The following is a 16,251-nucleotide window of genomic DNA, read 5'->3' on the forward strand; positions in this document are numbered from 1 at the left end:
ACGTATTTCAGTTATCAGTTATCAGCTTCCAGTGACAAATGACAAAAATGGTACGAAATAATGGTCACTTCTTTCAAATTAGCAACTCAAGTTGAACGTATGACTAGTAGATCGACCCAACCATTGCTGTTAATTGAAGATAGCGATGAAGATTTTGAAGCTTTCGGGCGGATAATGCGGCAGTTATCCGTTCTCAATCCTATTCATCGCTGTATTGATGGTGACGATGCATTAGACTATTTATATCATGATGGCGAGTACGCCGATCTAGAGCGAGTAGTTCGTCCAGCAATTATTGTCCTTGATTTAAATCTACCAGGTACAGATGGACGGGAAGTACTGGAACAGATCAAGCAAGACGAGGAGTTAAAAATAATTCCTATTGTAGTATTTACAACATCTTCTAATCCAAAAGACGTGGAGGTCTGTTATCGCTATGGCGTGAATGGCTACATCATTAAACCAATGGATGTGAAAAAATTAATGCATACGATTCAAATTCTCATTCAATATTGGTTTGAAGTCGTGATTCTACCTCATAGGAGGAGGTATTGATGAGTTTTGAGAGAACAGTTCTCATCGTTGATGATTCTCCTGAAGATCGAGAAACATACCGTCGCTTCTTACTTACTGACGATCGCTACCATTACATATTTTTAGAAACAGATTATGGTGAGAATGGACTAGAAGTATGCAAACTAGTACAGCCAGATGCTATTTTGTTAGACTTTCACCTCCCGGATATTGACGGTATTGAGTTTTTATGCGAGTTAAAAACTCAATTTGGTAAAATGCAATTACCTGTAATTATGCTGACGGGACGAGGAAATGAAGATGTTGCCGTGCAAGCAATGAAAAGTGGTGCGGCTGACTATTTGGTAAAAGGAAAAACCACGTCAGAAAATCTTCGTTTAGCAATTCATAATATTTTAGAACGCGATCGCCTACAACAGCAATTAGAACAAAGAGAAGACAGATTCCGCACTTCAATTGAAAACATGCTCGATTGCTTTGGCATCTACAAATGCTTGCGTGATGAATCGGGTAAAATTGTAGATTTTATTGTCGAGTACGTGAATGCGGCAGCTTGTACTAATAACCGCATGACAGCAGCAGAACAAATTGGTAAAAAACTCTGTGAAATTTTGCCTTTTCATCGAGAGACTGGATTATTTAATGAATATTGTCGGGTGGTAGAGACAGGCGCACCTCTGACAAAAGAAGACTTAATTTACTCAGATAGATTTAACCAAGAATATTTAACCAGAGCCTTTGATATCCGAGCAAACAAATTGGGCGATGGTTTTGTGGCTTCCTGGCGAGATATCACCGATCGCAAACGCTCTGAAGAACGTTTGCGATTACTAGAATCTGTCGTTGTCAATGCTAACGATGCCGTCATCATAACCGCGATCGCTCCTTTAGAGGAGCCAGGACCGCGAATCGTATATGTGAATCAAGCATTCACTGACTTAACTGGCTATACCTGTGAAGAAGTTGTAGGCAGATCGCCGCGTTTTCTCCAAGGTGCTAAAACCGATAAAGCAGCACTCAAACGTATTCGGGATGCCTTACAAGCCAAAAAGCCAGTACAAGAAGAACTGATTAATTATTGTAAGGATGGCTCGGAATTTTGGGTAGAGATTAGCATTACACCCATAGCGGATGCCGCAGGGCAGTACACTCATTTTGTCGCCATTCAACGCAACATAAGCGATCGCAAGCAAGCAGAAATGATATTGCGAGAGACTCGGCATTTGATCGAGCAAATTGCCGTGACTATCCCTGACATCTTATATATTCACGATTTAAAAGAGCGGCGAAATGTCTATATAAATCGACAAGTTACTGAAGTGCTTGGGTATACGCCAGAAGTAATTTGCCAACTCGGAACGGTGGGATTGCAAAGCCTGATGCACCCTGAAGATCTTGCTTTATTGCCCGCACACTTACAAAGATTCGATGGAGTTGGAGATCGTGAAGTTCTGGAATTCGAGTACCGAATGCAGCACGCTAACGGTGAATGGCGGTGGCTGTGCAGCCGAGAAAGCGTGTTTACCAGAAACAGCGATGGTTCGGTTCAGCAAATTCTCGGTACGGCTCAAGACATTACCGCACGCAAGCAGGTAGAGATAGAACTACGTCGCAGTCAAGAACGTATCCAACGCACGCTAGAAACATCTCAAATTGGCATTGGCTTTGGTTCATCTAATGGTGATGTTTTAGAGATGAACGATACGCTGTTGTCGATCCTGGGTTATACCCGCGACGAGTTTCGCAATTCTAAACTGAGTTGGCGGGATATGAGTCCGCCAGAGTATGCCGAGATAGATCGGCAGGCAATGGAGCAGCTAGAATTGACTGGCAGCATCAAAGCAATAGAGAAAGAAGTTATTCGCAAAGATGGGACGCGCCTACCAATTTTAATTAGTGCTACGCGCTTGCAAGGTGAGGTAGAAGAACATATTGCCTTTATCGTAGATCTCAGCGATCGCAAACGAGCCGAGATTGCCCTGCGCAACAGTGAAGAACGATTGCGGCTGGCTTTTGCCACAACTCAGATGGGAAGTTGGGATTGGGACATTTCAACTGGTAGCATCACTTGGTCTGACAACATGGAAGCCATGTTTGGCTTAACTCCAGGGGAGTTTGACGGTTCTTACGAAATGTTTGAATCGCGACTGCACCCAGAAGATCGCGATCGCGTGCTAGAGGCAATTGACAGCGCCGTCAATACGGGAGCAGACTACAACATCGAATTTCGAGTTGTTTTTCCTAATGGTACAGTTCGTTGGGCGCAGAGCAAAGGACAGGTTTTCTACGATCGAACGGGTAAAGCCGTCCGTATGACAGGAGTTGATTTAGATATTACCGATTGCAAACACAGCGAAGTAGAAAACGCTCGTATGCTGGAACTAGCTCAGCAAGCACAGAGAGAAGCTGAAGCTGCTAACCGTGCTAAAGATGAGTTTGTGGCAATGGTATCTCACGATTTGCGCTCTCCCCTGAATGCGATTCTGGGTTGGGCAAAACTGCTGAGGACTCGTCAGGTGAATGCTGAAACCACTGCCCGCGCCTTAGACGCGATCGAGCGTAACGCCCAATCTCAAGCAAAATTGCTCGAAGATCTGTTAGACGTGTCGCGCATGATTCGCGGCAAACTAGAACTCCAAGAGAGTCAGTTCGATTTAGTTTCCCTTGTAGAAGAGTCGGTTGAAACTACTTTTCTTGCTGCTAGCGCCAAGCAGATTCATTTAGAATTCCGAATTCCGAATTCTAAATTCCGAATTCCAATCTCTGGCGATCGCGATCGCTTGCAACAAGTCTTGGATAATTTACTCTCAAACGCAATTAAATTTACCCCAGAAGGTGGCAAAATCGAAGTCTGGCTGTCATTAGCAGGGGGCAGAGAGCAGGGAGCAGGGAGCAGAGGAGAATTCACTACTCACCACTCCTATGCTCAAATTCAAGTGATCGACACGGGCAATGGTATTAGTCCTGAGTTTTTGCCCCACGTCTTCGATCGCTTCCGTCAAGCCCAGAGTCCTAATAAGCAAGGAGGATTGGGACTGGGATTGGCGATCGCCCGTCACATCGTAGAATTGCATGGTGGTACAATTCACGCTGCCAGTCTTGGCGTGGGACAAGGGGCACCGTTTACGATCCAGTTGCCATTAATGCTTCCAAAGTAGGGCGATCGCACATTGCAGACTGCGCCCCTGGCTTGGTTGCAGCTAAAGCGCCCGCCGCTGCACCCCATACTACTGCTTGTCTCAAGGGTAGTCCTTCTACTAGTGCCGCAGCTAAACCACCATTGAAGGCATCTCCTGCGGCTACCGTATCTACAGCCGTGACGGAGAAGGCGGGAGTAAAAAATGTTTCTGCTTGAGTCGCACAGATGACACCCTTAGCACCAAGTTTGACGATCGCATTACCCACACCTTTTTGTAACAAAGCCCGTGCTGCTTCGGTTGCAGCTTCTCGTCCATCTACAGTAAAGCCAACTAATCGCCCTGCTTCTGTTTCGTTTGGGGTGATGATATCGACCAAGGGATAAAGTTCATCTGGTAAATTTTGGGCTGGTGCAGGATCGAGAATGACTTGAATTCCGGCTGCTTTTGCAACTTGGGCGGCTGCAATAACGGCGCTGAGGGGAATTTCTAGTTGGAGGAGTAGGATCGATCCCCCCAACCTTCCTTGGGAAGGGGGGCTACTTGTTCCCTCCCTTTGGGAAGGGGGGCTATTTGTTCCCTCCCTTTGGGAAGGGGGGCGAGAAAGGATCTTTAAAACACTCTGGAGACGTTCTACATCTGTCTCATCGACTCGTCCATTTGCCCCAGGAGTTATGATAATTTGGTTTTCACCATTGTCATCAACCGCGATCGCAGCGACTCCAGAACTGATACTTTCATCGATTAATACATTTTCAGTTCGTACTCCCGCCGCTTGCAGACTTGCTAATAATTCCCGACCGAAATTATCTCCGCCAACGCGCCCTACCATGTAAGAGGGAACGCCCAATTTAGCGATCGCAACTGCTTGATTTGCGCCTTTTCCCCCTGGCGCGGTGACAAAACTATGTCCCGTCAGAGTTTCTCCAGGTAAAGGTAATCTGGGTGTTTTACTAACTAGATCGATATTGATACTACCGAATACGATAATAGAGTTCATATTACGTCTCAATCGAAGAAAATAGCTTTTTTACAGATAATAATGCCAGAAGCCTCTCCTAGAGAAATTCAAGTTTATGCAACTCCAGATGGGAAATATCCTTTCATAGAATGGTTAGAGTCTCTACGAGACAGTAACGCTAGAGCTAAAATTAAAGCAAGGCTCGATCGCGTTGAAACTGGTAATCTTGGGGACTATAAAGCAGTTGGGAAAGGCGTGTGTGAGTTGAAGATAGATTATGGTTCTGGTTATAGAGTTTATTTTGGACAAGTAGGAACGACGTTGATTCTACTTTTATGTGGAGGAGATAAGAGTACTCAAGAAAAAGACATCCCCCAAGCTATTCAATATTGGACGGACTATGGAAACAGATAAAATGCCGAAAAATATTAGCTACCACAGCTACCTAATTGAGTCTTTAAAAGAACCATCTGAGGCTAGTGCCTACTTCAAAGCTGTTTTAGCAGAAGGAAGTGTAGAACTGCTTCAAAAAGCCATAGATAATCTAATTGAAGCAGGCTATAACAATTTAGAGATCGCTTTGGATTTACAACAGTTAAATAACTCCACTCTGTTGTCAGCAATGACTACCAAAGTAGAAACAAAAAACTTATTTCAAACAGCCGATCTTGAATTGAAACAACGAGTTTAATCGAATCCGATAACGACTCCCTACTCCTGTACGGGCAAGTTTATCCGAAATATCTGTCAGTATCAACCCCTTGATAAACCCGCCCCTACGATTCCCTCTTTTACAAAATTTACGCTTACAAAATTTGCGATAAAAACTTGCGCGTCCGTTCTTCTTTGGGGTTTTGAAAAAATTCTTGGGGTGGGGCTTGTTCGACTAACATTCCACTATCCATTAAAACGATGCGATCGGCAACTTCGCGGGCAAACCCAACTTCGTGCGTCACGACTACCATTGTCATCCCCGATCGCGCTAGACTCCTCATCACATCTAACACTTCCCGTACCATTTCTGGATCGAGGGCTGATGTAGGTTCGTCAAATAACATAATTTTAGGCTGCATTGCCAACGCCCGGGCGATCGCTACCCGTTGTTGTTGTCCGCCAGAAAGTTGTCCTGGGTACTTTTGCGCTTGTTCTAAAATTCCTACCCTTTCCAACAGTTGCATGGCGACTTCTTCCGCTTTTTGCTTTTTCCAGCGGCGTACCCAAATCGGCGAAAGAGTTACGTTTTGGAGTACTGTCAGGTGAGGAAACAAGTTAAATTGCTGAAACACCATTCCCACTTCTTTACGAATTGCATCTATGTTACGCAAATCGTGAGTTAGGGAAATTCCATCGACTTCAATTCGCCCTTGTTGGTAATCTTCTAAAGCATTAAAGGTGCGGATAAACGTAGATTTACCCGAACCAGAGGGACCCATCACCACCACCACCTCTCCCCGATTCACGGTAAGGCTAACCCCACGCAGGACGTAAAATTTATTGCTGCTATACCACTTATGGACGTTCTCAGCAATAATCATTGGTTGTGAATTGTCATTTGTCATTGGTAGTTGGTAATTGATAGTTGGTAATTGGTAGTTGGTAGTTGGTAATTTTTGACTTTTAGCTTTTGACTTTTGACTTTACCCATTACCCATTACCTGTTAGTTACTAACATTTAATTTCCGTTCTAAATAGCGACTGGCTGTAGACATACCGTAGCAAAAGAGCCAGTAGAGTAAGCCAATAAATAAATAAACTTCGGCATAACGTCCGAGGAATTGGGGTTGTGCCAAAATCGAGCGAGAGATTCCAGTTAATTCTAGTAAGCCAAATAGAGCGAGTAGAGATGTATCTTTAAATAAACCAATAAATTGACCGACGATCGCGGGAATTACGGCTTTAAGTGCCTGGGGTAATACGATCAGTAACACAACTAAAGGCGAACTTAAACCCAAGGCTTTAGCGGCTTCGTATTGTCCTCTAGGTATAGCTTGTAATCCACCACGGATATTTTCTGCTAAATACGCTGCACTAAATAATACTAGTCCGGCGATCGCCCGTAGTACGCGATCTAAATTGCGGAAGTTAGGCGGGAGAAATAACGGTAACATTACCTGGGCTAAGAATAAAATGCCAATTAATGGCAACCCGCGCACGACTTCAATGTAGAGGATCGATAAGATCCGGACTATAGGTAATGGACTTTGGCGACCGAGGGCGAGTAACACGCCAAAGGGAAATGACAATACGATCCCGCAAATTGCTGTGAGTAAGGTTAGTAACAGCCCCGACCAGACATTTGTTGGGACTGAAGTTAAACCCAAACCACCTCCAATTAACCAAATATCGATGATAAATACTAATCCCCAAGCTGGTGTTAGCCAAGGGCTAATACTAGTAGGTAATTTGCGTCCAACTGCGTAGCCAACTATGGCAATAATGGCGATCGCTAATATCCATAGACGCGCACTCAGTTCTAAAGGTAGCAGTACAATAGCTGCAATAATTACCCCTAAAACAAATAAAATTGTCCGACTAAATATGGGAGAGTTTCTGACAATATAACCCCAACAAAGCCCTGCTAAACCGATAATCAGCCCCAGCGCCGTCCACACCCGCCAATACAATTCAGGAGGAAATCGACCGACAAAAAAGAGCCGCAAGTTTGCACCCACGACTCCCCACTGTGCTGCGGTTAATGCCCAACTAATAAAGTTACTCAGTCCCCAAATAATGACTGCTAAGCAAACAATTGTCAGGATACTGTTGTACCAAGTACTGAACAAATTTTTCTGTATCCAGTTAAGGGGAGATGTGGGTGGGGTAGGAGGCACAGACGATTGGATTTGCAAGGGTCTATCTCTCCTTAATTTGCACAGTGCGGTTGTATAAATTCATGATGAGAGAGATGGTTAAGCTTGTAGTTAGATAGGTAATCATAATTAGCAACATCACTTCCACAGCCCGTCCCGTCTGATTAAACGTGGTGGAAGCAACAAAATAAACATCGGGAAAACCGACTGCGATCGCCAAACTGGAGTTTTTCGCTAAGTTGAGGTAGTGACTCGTCAAGGGTGGTATAATCACGCGCAATGCTTGCGGTAAAATCACCATTTGCATGATCCGATTTGGCTTCAGTCCCAAAGCACGAGCTGCTTCCCACTGCCCTTTTGGTACGGCTAGAATCCCCGCCCGCACAATTTCAGCAATATAACTACTCGTATAAATCACCAGTCCAGCGAGTAGGGCGCAAAACTCTGGCGACAAGCGCAATCCAGCCTCAATCTGTCCCTGCGTAACTTGCGGAATACTCAACCGAAAGGGAATATTGCGGGTCAAGACAAAAGCGATAACGACAGCCCCTAAAATCGAACCCAAAGCATACCAAATTTGATGTCCTGCCTGTCCTCGTTCTACCATGACGCGCCCCCGCCAGCGCCACAAGGCGATCGCCCCAACAATTCCCGCCAGCAGTAACACCAACCAAATGCCTCCCCCTGCGCCCATTTCCAGCCACGGGAAAAACAAGCCTTGTCCTGTCAGGTAAGTAGAACCAAGAAGAGTAATAGGATTTTCACTACCTGGTAGATTTATAAAAACGGCAAAGTACCAAAAAAATAGTTGCAATAGTAGAGGTACATTGCGGAAGATTTCTACATAAGAAATAGCAATACGTCGTACCAACCAGTTATCTGAAAGTTGGGCAATGCCGAAGACTAATCCGAAAATAGTAGCTAATACCAAACCGATTGCTACCACACGCAATGAATTAAGCAACCCAACAAATATTGCCCGACTATAGCTATTAGACGGATCGTAGGGAATGATGCTTTCGCCAATATCAAAGGAGGCTTGCACTCCCAAAAAATCAAATCCTAACTGAATGCCTAATTGCCGCAGATTATAAGTGAGATTATCCCAAATCAGAGCAACAAAAATTACCACCAACAAAACCGCGATCGCCTGTCCGGCAATTTGCCAAAAGCGCTCGTCTCGTAATAGTTTCTGCACCTTCATGTAGTGGTAATTGGTAATTGGTAAGTCAAAAGTCAAAAGTTACAAGTCAAAAACCAAAAGCCAGAAGTCAGAAATCAAAAGTGACTGCTCCCTGCTCCCTGACAAATGTTACCTGAACGGTGGAGCGTAGTGTAAGCCACCTTTCTCCCAGATATCGTTCTGACCGCGTGGTAAATTGAATGGCGTGCCAGGTCCGAGATTACGGTTGTAAATCTCGCCGTAGTTGCCGACTTTCCTCACCGCACGGGCAACAAAATCATTCGGTAAACCTGCACCTTGACCTAAATTCCCTTCCGTGCCTAGCAATCTTTTGACAACTGGGTCTTGACTTTTGGCGAATTGGTCGATGTTTTGAGAATTAATCCCCAGTTCTTCGGCTTCAATTAAGCCAAAGATCGTCCACTTAACCGCATCAAACCAGCGGGAGTCTCCGTTTTTCACGGCTGGTGTTAGCGGTTCTTTGGATAAAAGCGCATCTAGAATAATATTATCTTGCGGATTTTTCAGCGTTGTTCGACGGGATACTAATCCAGAGCGATCGGTACTCACAGCCTGACACCGACCTTGTTCGTATGCTGCGTAAACGGCATTAGCATCTTCAAATACTAGAGGCGTGTATTTCACTCCAATTTTGCGCATTCGATCGGCAAAGTTTTGCTCAGTAGTGGTTCCCGTCTCCATGCAAACGGCTTTACCTTGCAAACCCTTCAAGTCTTTTGTCCCAGCAGATTTCTTCACCATTACGCCCTGACCGTCATAAAACGTCACGGGAAGAAACTCCAGCCCTACCGAAGTATCGCGACTCATCGTCCAAGTCGTATTGCGACTGAGAATATCAACTTCTCCCGCTTGCAGGGCAGTGAATCTCTCTTTTGCGTTCAAATTGCGGAAATCGACAGCATTCGGATCGTCAAATAAAGCCGCTGCGATCGCCCGACAGATATCCACATCGAGTCCAGAATACTTACCTGCTTGGTCTACGTAGCTAAACCCTGGTAAAGTACCACTGACACCGCACGCCAGCCTACCGCGAGACTTAGCTGCATCTAATGTACCCCCTCCTCCCCCTGCGGCTGGGCTACTTCCTGTTTGAGCGGTTCCCTGTGGCTGTGGTGACTGAGAATAAAATTGGCTGCAAGCAGCTAAAGGAGTTGCTACCAGCGCAACACCCACTAGCAGTACACTCCTTTTGAACATAAATAGATTTGTCCTACTCTTCTTTGTTTTTTTACGATGCACGCTCATACTAAGTGGTATCAATTGCCACAAAAGCGAGTGTTTCTCTGTAAATTTGATTAGTTAAACTCTACAGTAAAAAGAGGCGAGAGGCACTCTTTTCAGAGGCGAAATGCATACCTGTAGGGGCGCACAGGTGTGCGCCCCTACTAAAATACGTGAAAATTGCACCGTTAATTCTGATACGAACGACCGCGCCTATAAAGAGTTACTCCTAGAGCAATTCCAGGAATAGTCAAAACTGCTACCCAAGGAGAACGCCACCAATCAATTGATTGCGTCGTGTAGCTGTTCCGATATCTGCTGCAAGGATAAGATTGAGCTGGATCGACAGAAGAAAATAAAACTCCACCCGCGATCGCAGTCGTGGATAAGATAGCCGCCAACGATAATTTTGCTGCTTTCATTGTGCTTAACTTCCCTAGCTTTTATCAGTTCAACTCAAGTAGCTTGAGAAAAGCATGAATTTTTATAAATTGTAATCTAGAACTTGTAATTTTAGAACTTGTAATTTCTACCCTGAAGCCGAGTTCGGTGCTGATGGCGCAAATCGTTATCTAACCCCATCGGATTGCCGAAAGAAATTTTCTTCAAAAACATTAAATTTATCTTGACCTCAGCCATGCCGCTCAGTTGCCTGCTAACCTAGATATTCGTGTTGTTGCGCTGAAGCTCTGCTAAAGTTCTGAACAAGCGACGTTATCGACGGGTCAAACCGCGAAAATTTGGGCGTAGGAGTTGGTGTTGGCTGATGCTACTACTGCCTACCTTGCTGTGGCTGGGATACAAAGAAGTGAAAAGCCAGTTGGAGCCATATCAAGCAATTCTCGTCCTCGGTGGTTCAGTCCAACGAGAGAAGTTCGCAATCGAATTTGCCCAAAACAAGCCAGATTTACCAATTTGGGTTTCTGGTGGTAGTCCGAAAGAATACGCCCGTAATTTATTTACCCAAGCTGGTGTCGATCGCAGTCGTTTGCATTTAGACTATCAGGCAGTCGATACGGTCACAAACTTTACTACCTTAGTCGGCGAGTTTCAAAACCGAGGTATCAAGAAGATCTACCTGATCACGTCTGATTATCATATGCCTCGTGCCAAAACAATCGGTCAAATTGTCTTAGGTAGTCGTGGGATTGATTTTACCCCGATTTCCGTTCCCTCCAAGCGATCGCCAGAACCGTACAACAAAGTCATTCGCGATGGAGGTAGAGCCTTGCTGTGGGTGCTGACAGGACGCACGGGTTCGACGTTGACGAAAAGATAAGTCGGGGACAAAATTCAAAATTCAAAATTCAAAATTCAAAATTAATTCTGAATTCTCACCACGCACCACGCACCATGCACCACCCAATTACCAACTACCAATTACCCATTACCCATTACCCACTACCAACTACCTCTCACCTCTCGATAGATGTGATTTTAGATTTGGCAGATTAAATTTATGTTGATTACCCATGTTTATCTGTGGTGGCGATCGCGGTTCGATTAGCCACTGTTTATGTATCTATGATTATCGAGCCAAGCAGTACAAAAGTATTATCTCGCACGGGCGATCGCTCTAAATTGGGTTTAGTTTGTATCACCGTTTCTAAAGCAGTTCGCTATCGTACCATGACGCGGACGCGCTACCTCAAGTTAAGTGCAGCAGAACGAGAAACTGCATTGCGAGAGCTTTATTTGAGCAATTTAACTCGCTTGGATGCGGCAATATCTTTTTGTCAAACGAACCAAATCTTCCTCTATCGAATGCCCTCGGGTTTATTTCCCCTAAGTGACATGGAAGACGGCATCGGACAAGCTATCTTAGCAGAAATGGCTGCTGATTTAGCAGCAGTGGGAAGGCGATCGCAACAACTGGGCATCCGCATGGTACTCCATCCCGATCAATTTGTGGTATTGAGTTCTGACTCGCCACAAGTCGTGGAAAACAGTATCAAAATTTTGACACAACATGCCCAAATTATGGACTTGCTCAGTTTACCGCGCTCGGCTTGGGCGTGCATGAATATTCACGGAGGCAAAGCTCAGAGAACGGCGCAATTGGTGCAAGTTGTCAATCGCCTTCCAGAAGCAATTAAAAGCCGCCTTACTTTTGAAAATGACGAATATGCCTACAGTGCTGAGGAAATCTTAGCTGTTTGTCAGCAGGCAAAAGTCCCAATGGTTTTTGACGCTCACCATCACATCTGTCATGAGAAACTAGAAAGCTACGATCATCCCTCCGTAGCCGAGATGTTTTATGCGGCTAGATCGACGTGGAAAAATCCAGAGTGGCAACTCGTCCACATTTCTAACGGTGAAGCAGCTTTCAGTGATAGACAGCATAGCGAATTTATTACTGTCATGCCCAGTATCTACCGAGAAGCACCGTGGATTGAAATTGAAGCTAAGGCAAAAGAAGAGGCGATCGCGGCTTTGACTAACAGCAATTGGTGATACTATTTGCTGTTATCGCTCCTTAACTGCGATCGCATTCTTGGTGCGAGCAAAATTTGGTTGAAATGAATATGTCATCTGTGCAAAAAACTCAAATAGCATTTCGTCCAGTACGGCGCTTTCTCTGGCTGGAAAGATTAGTTGCTCTTGTGGTTTTACTGAATTTCTTCCTTGTCTTGTTCGATTTATCATATATTCCTTGGCGCGACTTTTATTTTGAAAAACTTCCTCAAATTGTTCAGCAGTACGATCCGATTAAAGGTATCGAACCCCATCGAGAAACAACCCGATATCTGGCTCAATTTCAACAAATCAAACAAGAAATTGAGCAGACGCGTATTCAGTCACCAGAAGTCGAGAATCTATTAGCTCAAATGCGGCAACTTAGCAATGAGTTAATCGAAGATAATCCTTTTGCGATCGCCCAGAAAACCGGACATTTAGAAAATATCAAAAATCAAGTCCGCGATCGCGTTCATATTAACTCAGCTCATCAAGCCTTCGATACTTTTTGGAGTCAGGCTTATCTCAATCGCGCAGGCTGGGAGCGAGAATTAGATTTCTTTACAACAAATCTTCAGCCACTCATAGAAACCAACTACTATCGTGGAATTAATACTCAAGGTAAATTCATCGATCGCTTTTGGTTAATTGACTTACCTTTTATCGCTTTTTTTGGCTTAGAAATTCTCATCCGTACTTTCATTATCAGCCGTCAAAGACCAGATTTAAATTGGCTAGAGGCACTGCTAAGGCGTTGGTACGATTTATTTCTCCTCTTACCATTTTGGCGCTGGCTGAGGGTAATTCCAGTAACGATACAGCTTTATCAAGCACAATTATTAAATCTCGAACCTGTTCGCAAGCAAATTAAATATGATTTTGTCACTAATTTCGCTGAAGAAATGACAGAAATTGTTGGCGTGCGGTTAATCGATCAAATGCAAGACTCTATCGAACGAGGTGATGCAGCTGAGTGGTTATTAAGAACGGGACGTTATCAACCCTATATCAATATTAATAACACTAATGAAGTGCAAGAAATTGCTAATCGCTTACTGCGAATGACAATTTATCAAGTTATTCCCAAAGTCCAAACTGAGATTGAATCATTACTCCACTACAGTATTGAAAATGCCATTAAGAAAACTCAAATGTACCAGCAAATACAGCATTTACCAGGTATGGACACTCTACCTCGTCAAGTTTCATCCAAATTGGCTAACGATATTTCCCAATCTACTTACACAACTTTGACCAATTTATTAGAAGATCCTGTAGTTATAGAAAAATCGAGTCACTTAATTCAAAACTTTAGCATTGCCCTAGAAACAGAAGTCAAAAAACAACACAACTTGCAAGCACTCAAGTCATTATTTGTAGACTTACTCGAAGAAGTCAAAATTAATTACGTCAAAGATATTGCCCAAGGTGGAGTTGAAAGAAGTTGGGAAGAAGCAAATCAATTGCGCCGCATCATTCGCCAGTAGCAGTAAATCTTGAGAAAAATGTCACGCAAAGACGCAAAGGCGCAAAGGGTGCTTAGCGTCTCTGCGTCTTTGCGCGAGACAAATTTTAGAATAGAATTCCCAGCTACAATTAAGAAATGTTAAGAGAAGTTTGTCAGTTATGATGCAGAATACATCTGATGCGGGAGCGAGTGCCATAACTCAACTAACAGCAATTAATGCAGCTAAGGTGCTGACAGTTTTTTGCTTGGCAATTTGTGCAATCGTTTTTGGAATATCCGACTTACGCCAAGTTATTTATCTTTGTTTGCACGTTAGCTATTGTCTGTGGTGGTTGCTAGAACAGTGGTTCTTTCCTAACCGACGACAGATATTTAACGAACCCATAGGAGTAGGAGGTTTTAGCTTCACTTTGATATTTGTCGGAGTATTCTATACCTTACCTGGATATTTGGCATTTACCAACCCCGCACCTATTTCTGCACTCGCGATCGCGATCGCCATACCACTTTACATCTTCGGGACTCTAATTAATACCACTGCTGACGTACAAAAACTAACTGCTAAGCAATACGGGGCGGGTTTAGTGCAGGATGGAGTTTGGAGATTCTCTCGCAATATTAACTACTTCGGTGACTTGCTACGCTATCTCAGTTTCAGCGTTGTCGCAGGTTCTTTATGGGCTTATCTCGTACCAGGAACTATTACCCTCCTCTATCTCCAGCGCATCTCTCAAAGAGAACAAACCATGTCTGGCAAGTATAGCGAGTATGCAGCGTATCAAGAGTCTAGTAGCCGCTTGATTCCTTTTCTTTGGTGATTCAGGGCAGCATACCATATCCATTCTGAGAAGGCGTACAATCGTGCGCCCTCAAAGTGTACGCACATTAATAATGCGTACTCATAACGAGTATGATATACTTGATTTTCAGGAAATATCTTTATTACAGATGTAAACCCAAGCAGCATGTATTTAAGTTGTTATTTCACCATTACTATCACTACCGCGATCGCAATTTATGAACGTTGTTCTTGTCGGATTTCTTGCTAGTTTACTCGCTGGATTAGCAACCTTTGTTGGAGCTTTACCAATCTTACTACCAATCAATTTGACCCAGAGAATCCAGGGAATCATGTTGGGGTTTGGTGGTGGAGTTATGTTAGCAGCTACAGCTTTTTCTCTGATCGTTCCTGGTACAGAAGCAGCAGAAAAAATTGGTTATTCCAGAGCGATCGCTGCTTTAATTATGGTTGTAGGAATTTTGTTGGGTGGATTGTTCTTACAAGTTGCCCACCATGCTTTACCGCACGAACATTTTTTTAAAGGACGAGAAAATTGTCGAGGTAAAAGTCTTAAACAAATTTGGTTATTTATTACCGCGATTACAATTCATAACTTTCCTGAAGGATTGGCTGTAGGAGTCAATTTTGGGAGTGGAAATATCGAACAAGGGCTACCCGTTGCTTTAGGTATTGGCTTACAAAATATGCCCGAAGGTTTAGTAGTAGCTCTATCATTAATCTCAGAAAGATATTCTACTAGCTATGCTTTAGGAATTTCTCTGCTTACAGGTTTAGTAGAGCCTTTGGGCGGGTTAGTTGGTGCTGGCGTAGCAAGTATAGCTCAGTTCATTTTACCTTGGGCAATGGCGTTTGCAGCAGGAGCAATGCTATTCGTAATCAGCGACGATATTATCCCCGAATCGCACCGTAAAGGATTAGAAACCGAAGGAACTATCGGTGTCATGTTAGGTTTTGTGGTAATGATGTTTTTAGATATTGCTCTAGGGGGATAGTCAGTTATCAGTTATCAGTTATCAAAGAATGGAATTTGACTTTTGACTTTTGACTTTTGACTTTTGACTTTTGACTTAATCCTTTGATTCTAATTGTTTTATTTTCCGCTCTAATTCAAACTCGCGATCGCTGACAATTGTTTCTAAATTTGCAATGCGTTGCTCAAGTTGTTTTGGATCGCTATTTGCTAGCGATTGAGACTTCTTGTCATCGCGCCAGACAAAGTACGTACCTGTGGCAGCTCCGGCGATCGCGGCTAGCGGTAAAATAGGACCACTCCTAGTTACGCTAGAAAGTGGAATGCAAATTGCTAGCATTCCCGTAGCGAAAGCCCAAATTTTTGAAGTTGCAGCAACGCGGATATCTTTACTCATTGCCTGCTTCCTGGACGGAGATTACTGACAAACTATTTAATTTTACTGTAGCAACAAACTTCAGTATCTTTGCTCTAGCTTTGCAAAAATTTGACTGAGTTAGCCCGAACCACATGGCACTCGTCTGCGTTTATCTGCTGACACATGGCTGTATCTGAAATACAAATTTATACAGTAGAGATTCAATACTAATTGCTCTTAATACATTATTCATAGATTTGAATACTTAAACTTTAAGTAGATATACTACGGGAAAAACAGCGATCGCCTGGATATAATCGCGATTATCC

Annotated in this window: 16 protein-coding genes; 9 read left to right on the top strand and 7 right to left on the bottom strand. The window is 43.7% G+C overall.

Annotated features, from left to right (window positions below; translation table 11 throughout):
• Positions 1-99 precede the first annotated feature (99 nt).
• Entirely contained in the window at positions 100-555 is a 456-nt protein-coding gene (locus tag C7Y66_RS01910) for a response regulator (protein WP_106544322.1), read from the top strand.
• Positions 555-3,692: a PAS domain S-box protein gene (locus C7Y66_RS01915; protein ID WP_106544276.1), complete on the top strand. Its 3,138-nt coding sequence runs from the start codon at positions 555-557 to the stop codon at positions 3,690-3,692. The genes C7Y66_RS01910 and C7Y66_RS01915 overlap by 1 nt, the downstream gene beginning before the upstream one ends.
• Here C7Y66_RS01915 and C7Y66_RS01920 read toward each other — a convergent pair.
• Complete coding sequence (locus tag C7Y66_RS01920; protein ID WP_106544277.1) at positions 3,658-4,671, bottom strand: ribokinase; 1,014 nt, start codon at positions 4,669-4,671, stop codon at positions 3,658-3,660. The two genes, C7Y66_RS01915 and C7Y66_RS01920, sit on opposite strands and share 35 nt — an antisense overlap.
• Before the next feature lie 42 nt (positions 4,672-4,713).
• On the opposite strand from C7Y66_RS01920, the gene C7Y66_RS01925 reads away from it, so the two are divergent.
• Positions 4,714-5,046 carry a type II toxin-antitoxin system RelE/ParE family toxin gene (locus tag C7Y66_RS01925; RefSeq protein ID WP_106544278.1) on the top strand — a complete coding sequence of 111 codons (333 nt, stop codon included), beginning with the start codon at positions 4,714-4,716 and terminating at the stop codon, positions 5,044-5,046.
• Complete coding sequence (locus C7Y66_RS01930) at positions 5,033-5,323, top strand: transcriptional regulator (RefSeq protein ID WP_106544279.1); 291 nt, start codon at positions 5,033-5,035, stop codon at positions 5,321-5,323. The genes C7Y66_RS01925 and C7Y66_RS01930 overlap by 14 nt, the downstream gene beginning before the upstream one ends.
• 115 nt (positions 5,324-5,438) lie before the next feature.
• On the opposite strand, the gene C7Y66_RS01935 is transcribed toward C7Y66_RS01930, so the two are convergent.
• The 5 genes from C7Y66_RS01935 to C7Y66_RS01955 all read right to left on the bottom strand — a co-directional run bounded on the left by C7Y66_RS01935 (position 5,439) and on the right by C7Y66_RS01955 (position 10,289).
• Positions 5,439-6,191: an amino acid ABC transporter ATP-binding protein gene (locus tag C7Y66_RS01935; protein WP_106544280.1), complete on the bottom strand. Its 753-nt coding sequence runs from the start codon at positions 6,189-6,191 to the stop codon at positions 5,439-5,441.
• A 99-nt stretch (positions 6,192-6,290) separates the two neighbouring features.
• Positions 6,291-7,481 carry an amino acid ABC transporter permease gene (locus C7Y66_RS01940; RefSeq protein WP_106544281.1) on the bottom strand — a complete coding sequence of 397 codons (1,191 nt, stop codon included), beginning with the start codon at positions 7,479-7,481 and terminating at the stop codon, positions 6,291-6,293.
• Between the two features lie 4 nt (positions 7,482-7,485).
• Positions 7,486-8,646, bottom strand: coding sequence for an amino acid ABC transporter permease (locus C7Y66_RS01945; RefSeq protein WP_106544282.1), 1,161 nt, complete (start codon positions 8,644-8,646; stop codon positions 7,486-7,488).
• Positions 8,647-8,754: 108 nt separating this feature from the next.
• A complete protein-coding gene (locus C7Y66_RS01950; protein ID WP_106544283.1) occupies positions 8,755-9,843 on the bottom strand; it encodes an amino acid ABC transporter substrate-binding protein in 1,089 nt (362 codons plus the stop codon).
• 212 nt (positions 9,844-10,055) lie between these two features.
• Positions 10,056-10,289: a hypothetical protein gene (locus tag C7Y66_RS01955; RefSeq protein WP_106544284.1), complete on the bottom strand. Its 234-nt coding sequence runs from the start codon at positions 10,287-10,289 to the stop codon at positions 10,056-10,058.
• Between the two features lie 344 nt (positions 10,290-10,633).
• Here C7Y66_RS01955 and C7Y66_RS01960 point away from each other — a divergent pair, with 344 nt between their 5' ends.
• The 5 genes from C7Y66_RS01960 (at position 10,634) to C7Y66_RS01985 (ending at position 15,586) form a co-directional block, all read left to right on the top strand.
• The gene (locus tag C7Y66_RS01960; protein ID WP_106544285.1) at positions 10,634-11,146 is read left to right on the top strand and encodes a YdcF family protein; all 513 of its coding nucleotides are present in this window, start codon (positions 10,634-10,636) and stop codon (positions 11,144-11,146) included.
• A 245-nt stretch (positions 11,147-11,391) separates the two neighbouring features.
• On the top strand, positions 11,392-12,321 hold the full coding sequence (uvsE, locus tag C7Y66_RS01970) for a UV DNA damage repair endonuclease UvsE (protein ID WP_106544324.1): 930 nt from the start codon (positions 11,392-11,394) through the stop codon (positions 12,319-12,321).
• A 65-nt stretch (positions 12,322-12,386) separates the two neighbouring features.
• Positions 12,387-13,811 (top strand): hypothetical protein, encoded by a 1,425-nt coding sequence (locus C7Y66_RS01975; RefSeq protein ID WP_233222489.1) that lies wholly within the window; start codon positions 12,387-12,389, stop codon positions 13,809-13,811.
• Positions 13,812-13,953: 142 nt separating this feature from the next.
• Positions 13,954-14,610: a DUF1295 domain-containing protein gene (locus C7Y66_RS01980; RefSeq protein WP_041463587.1), complete on the top strand. Its 657-nt coding sequence runs from the start codon at positions 13,954-13,956 to the stop codon at positions 14,608-14,610.
• 199 nt (positions 14,611-14,809) lie between these two features.
• Positions 14,810-15,586, top strand: a complete 777-nt coding sequence (locus C7Y66_RS01985; protein WP_015157443.1) for a ZIP family metal transporter — start codon at positions 14,810-14,812, stop codon at positions 15,584-15,586.
• A 75-nt stretch (positions 15,587-15,661) separates the two neighbouring features.
• Here the strand turns inward: C7Y66_RS01985 and C7Y66_RS01990 are convergent, their stop codons facing one another.
• The gene (locus C7Y66_RS01990) at positions 15,662-15,961 is read right to left on the bottom strand and encodes a hypothetical protein (protein WP_106544287.1); all 300 of its coding nucleotides are present in this window, start codon (positions 15,959-15,961) and stop codon (positions 15,662-15,664) included.
• Positions 15,962-16,251: the final 290 nt, after the last annotated feature.

This window comes from Chroococcidiopsis sp. CCALA 051 (assembly GCF_003015105.1).
GTDB classification, from domain to species: domain Bacteria; phylum Cyanobacteriota; class Cyanobacteriia; order Cyanobacteriales; family Chroococcidiopsidaceae; genus Chroococcidiopsis; species Chroococcidiopsis thermalis.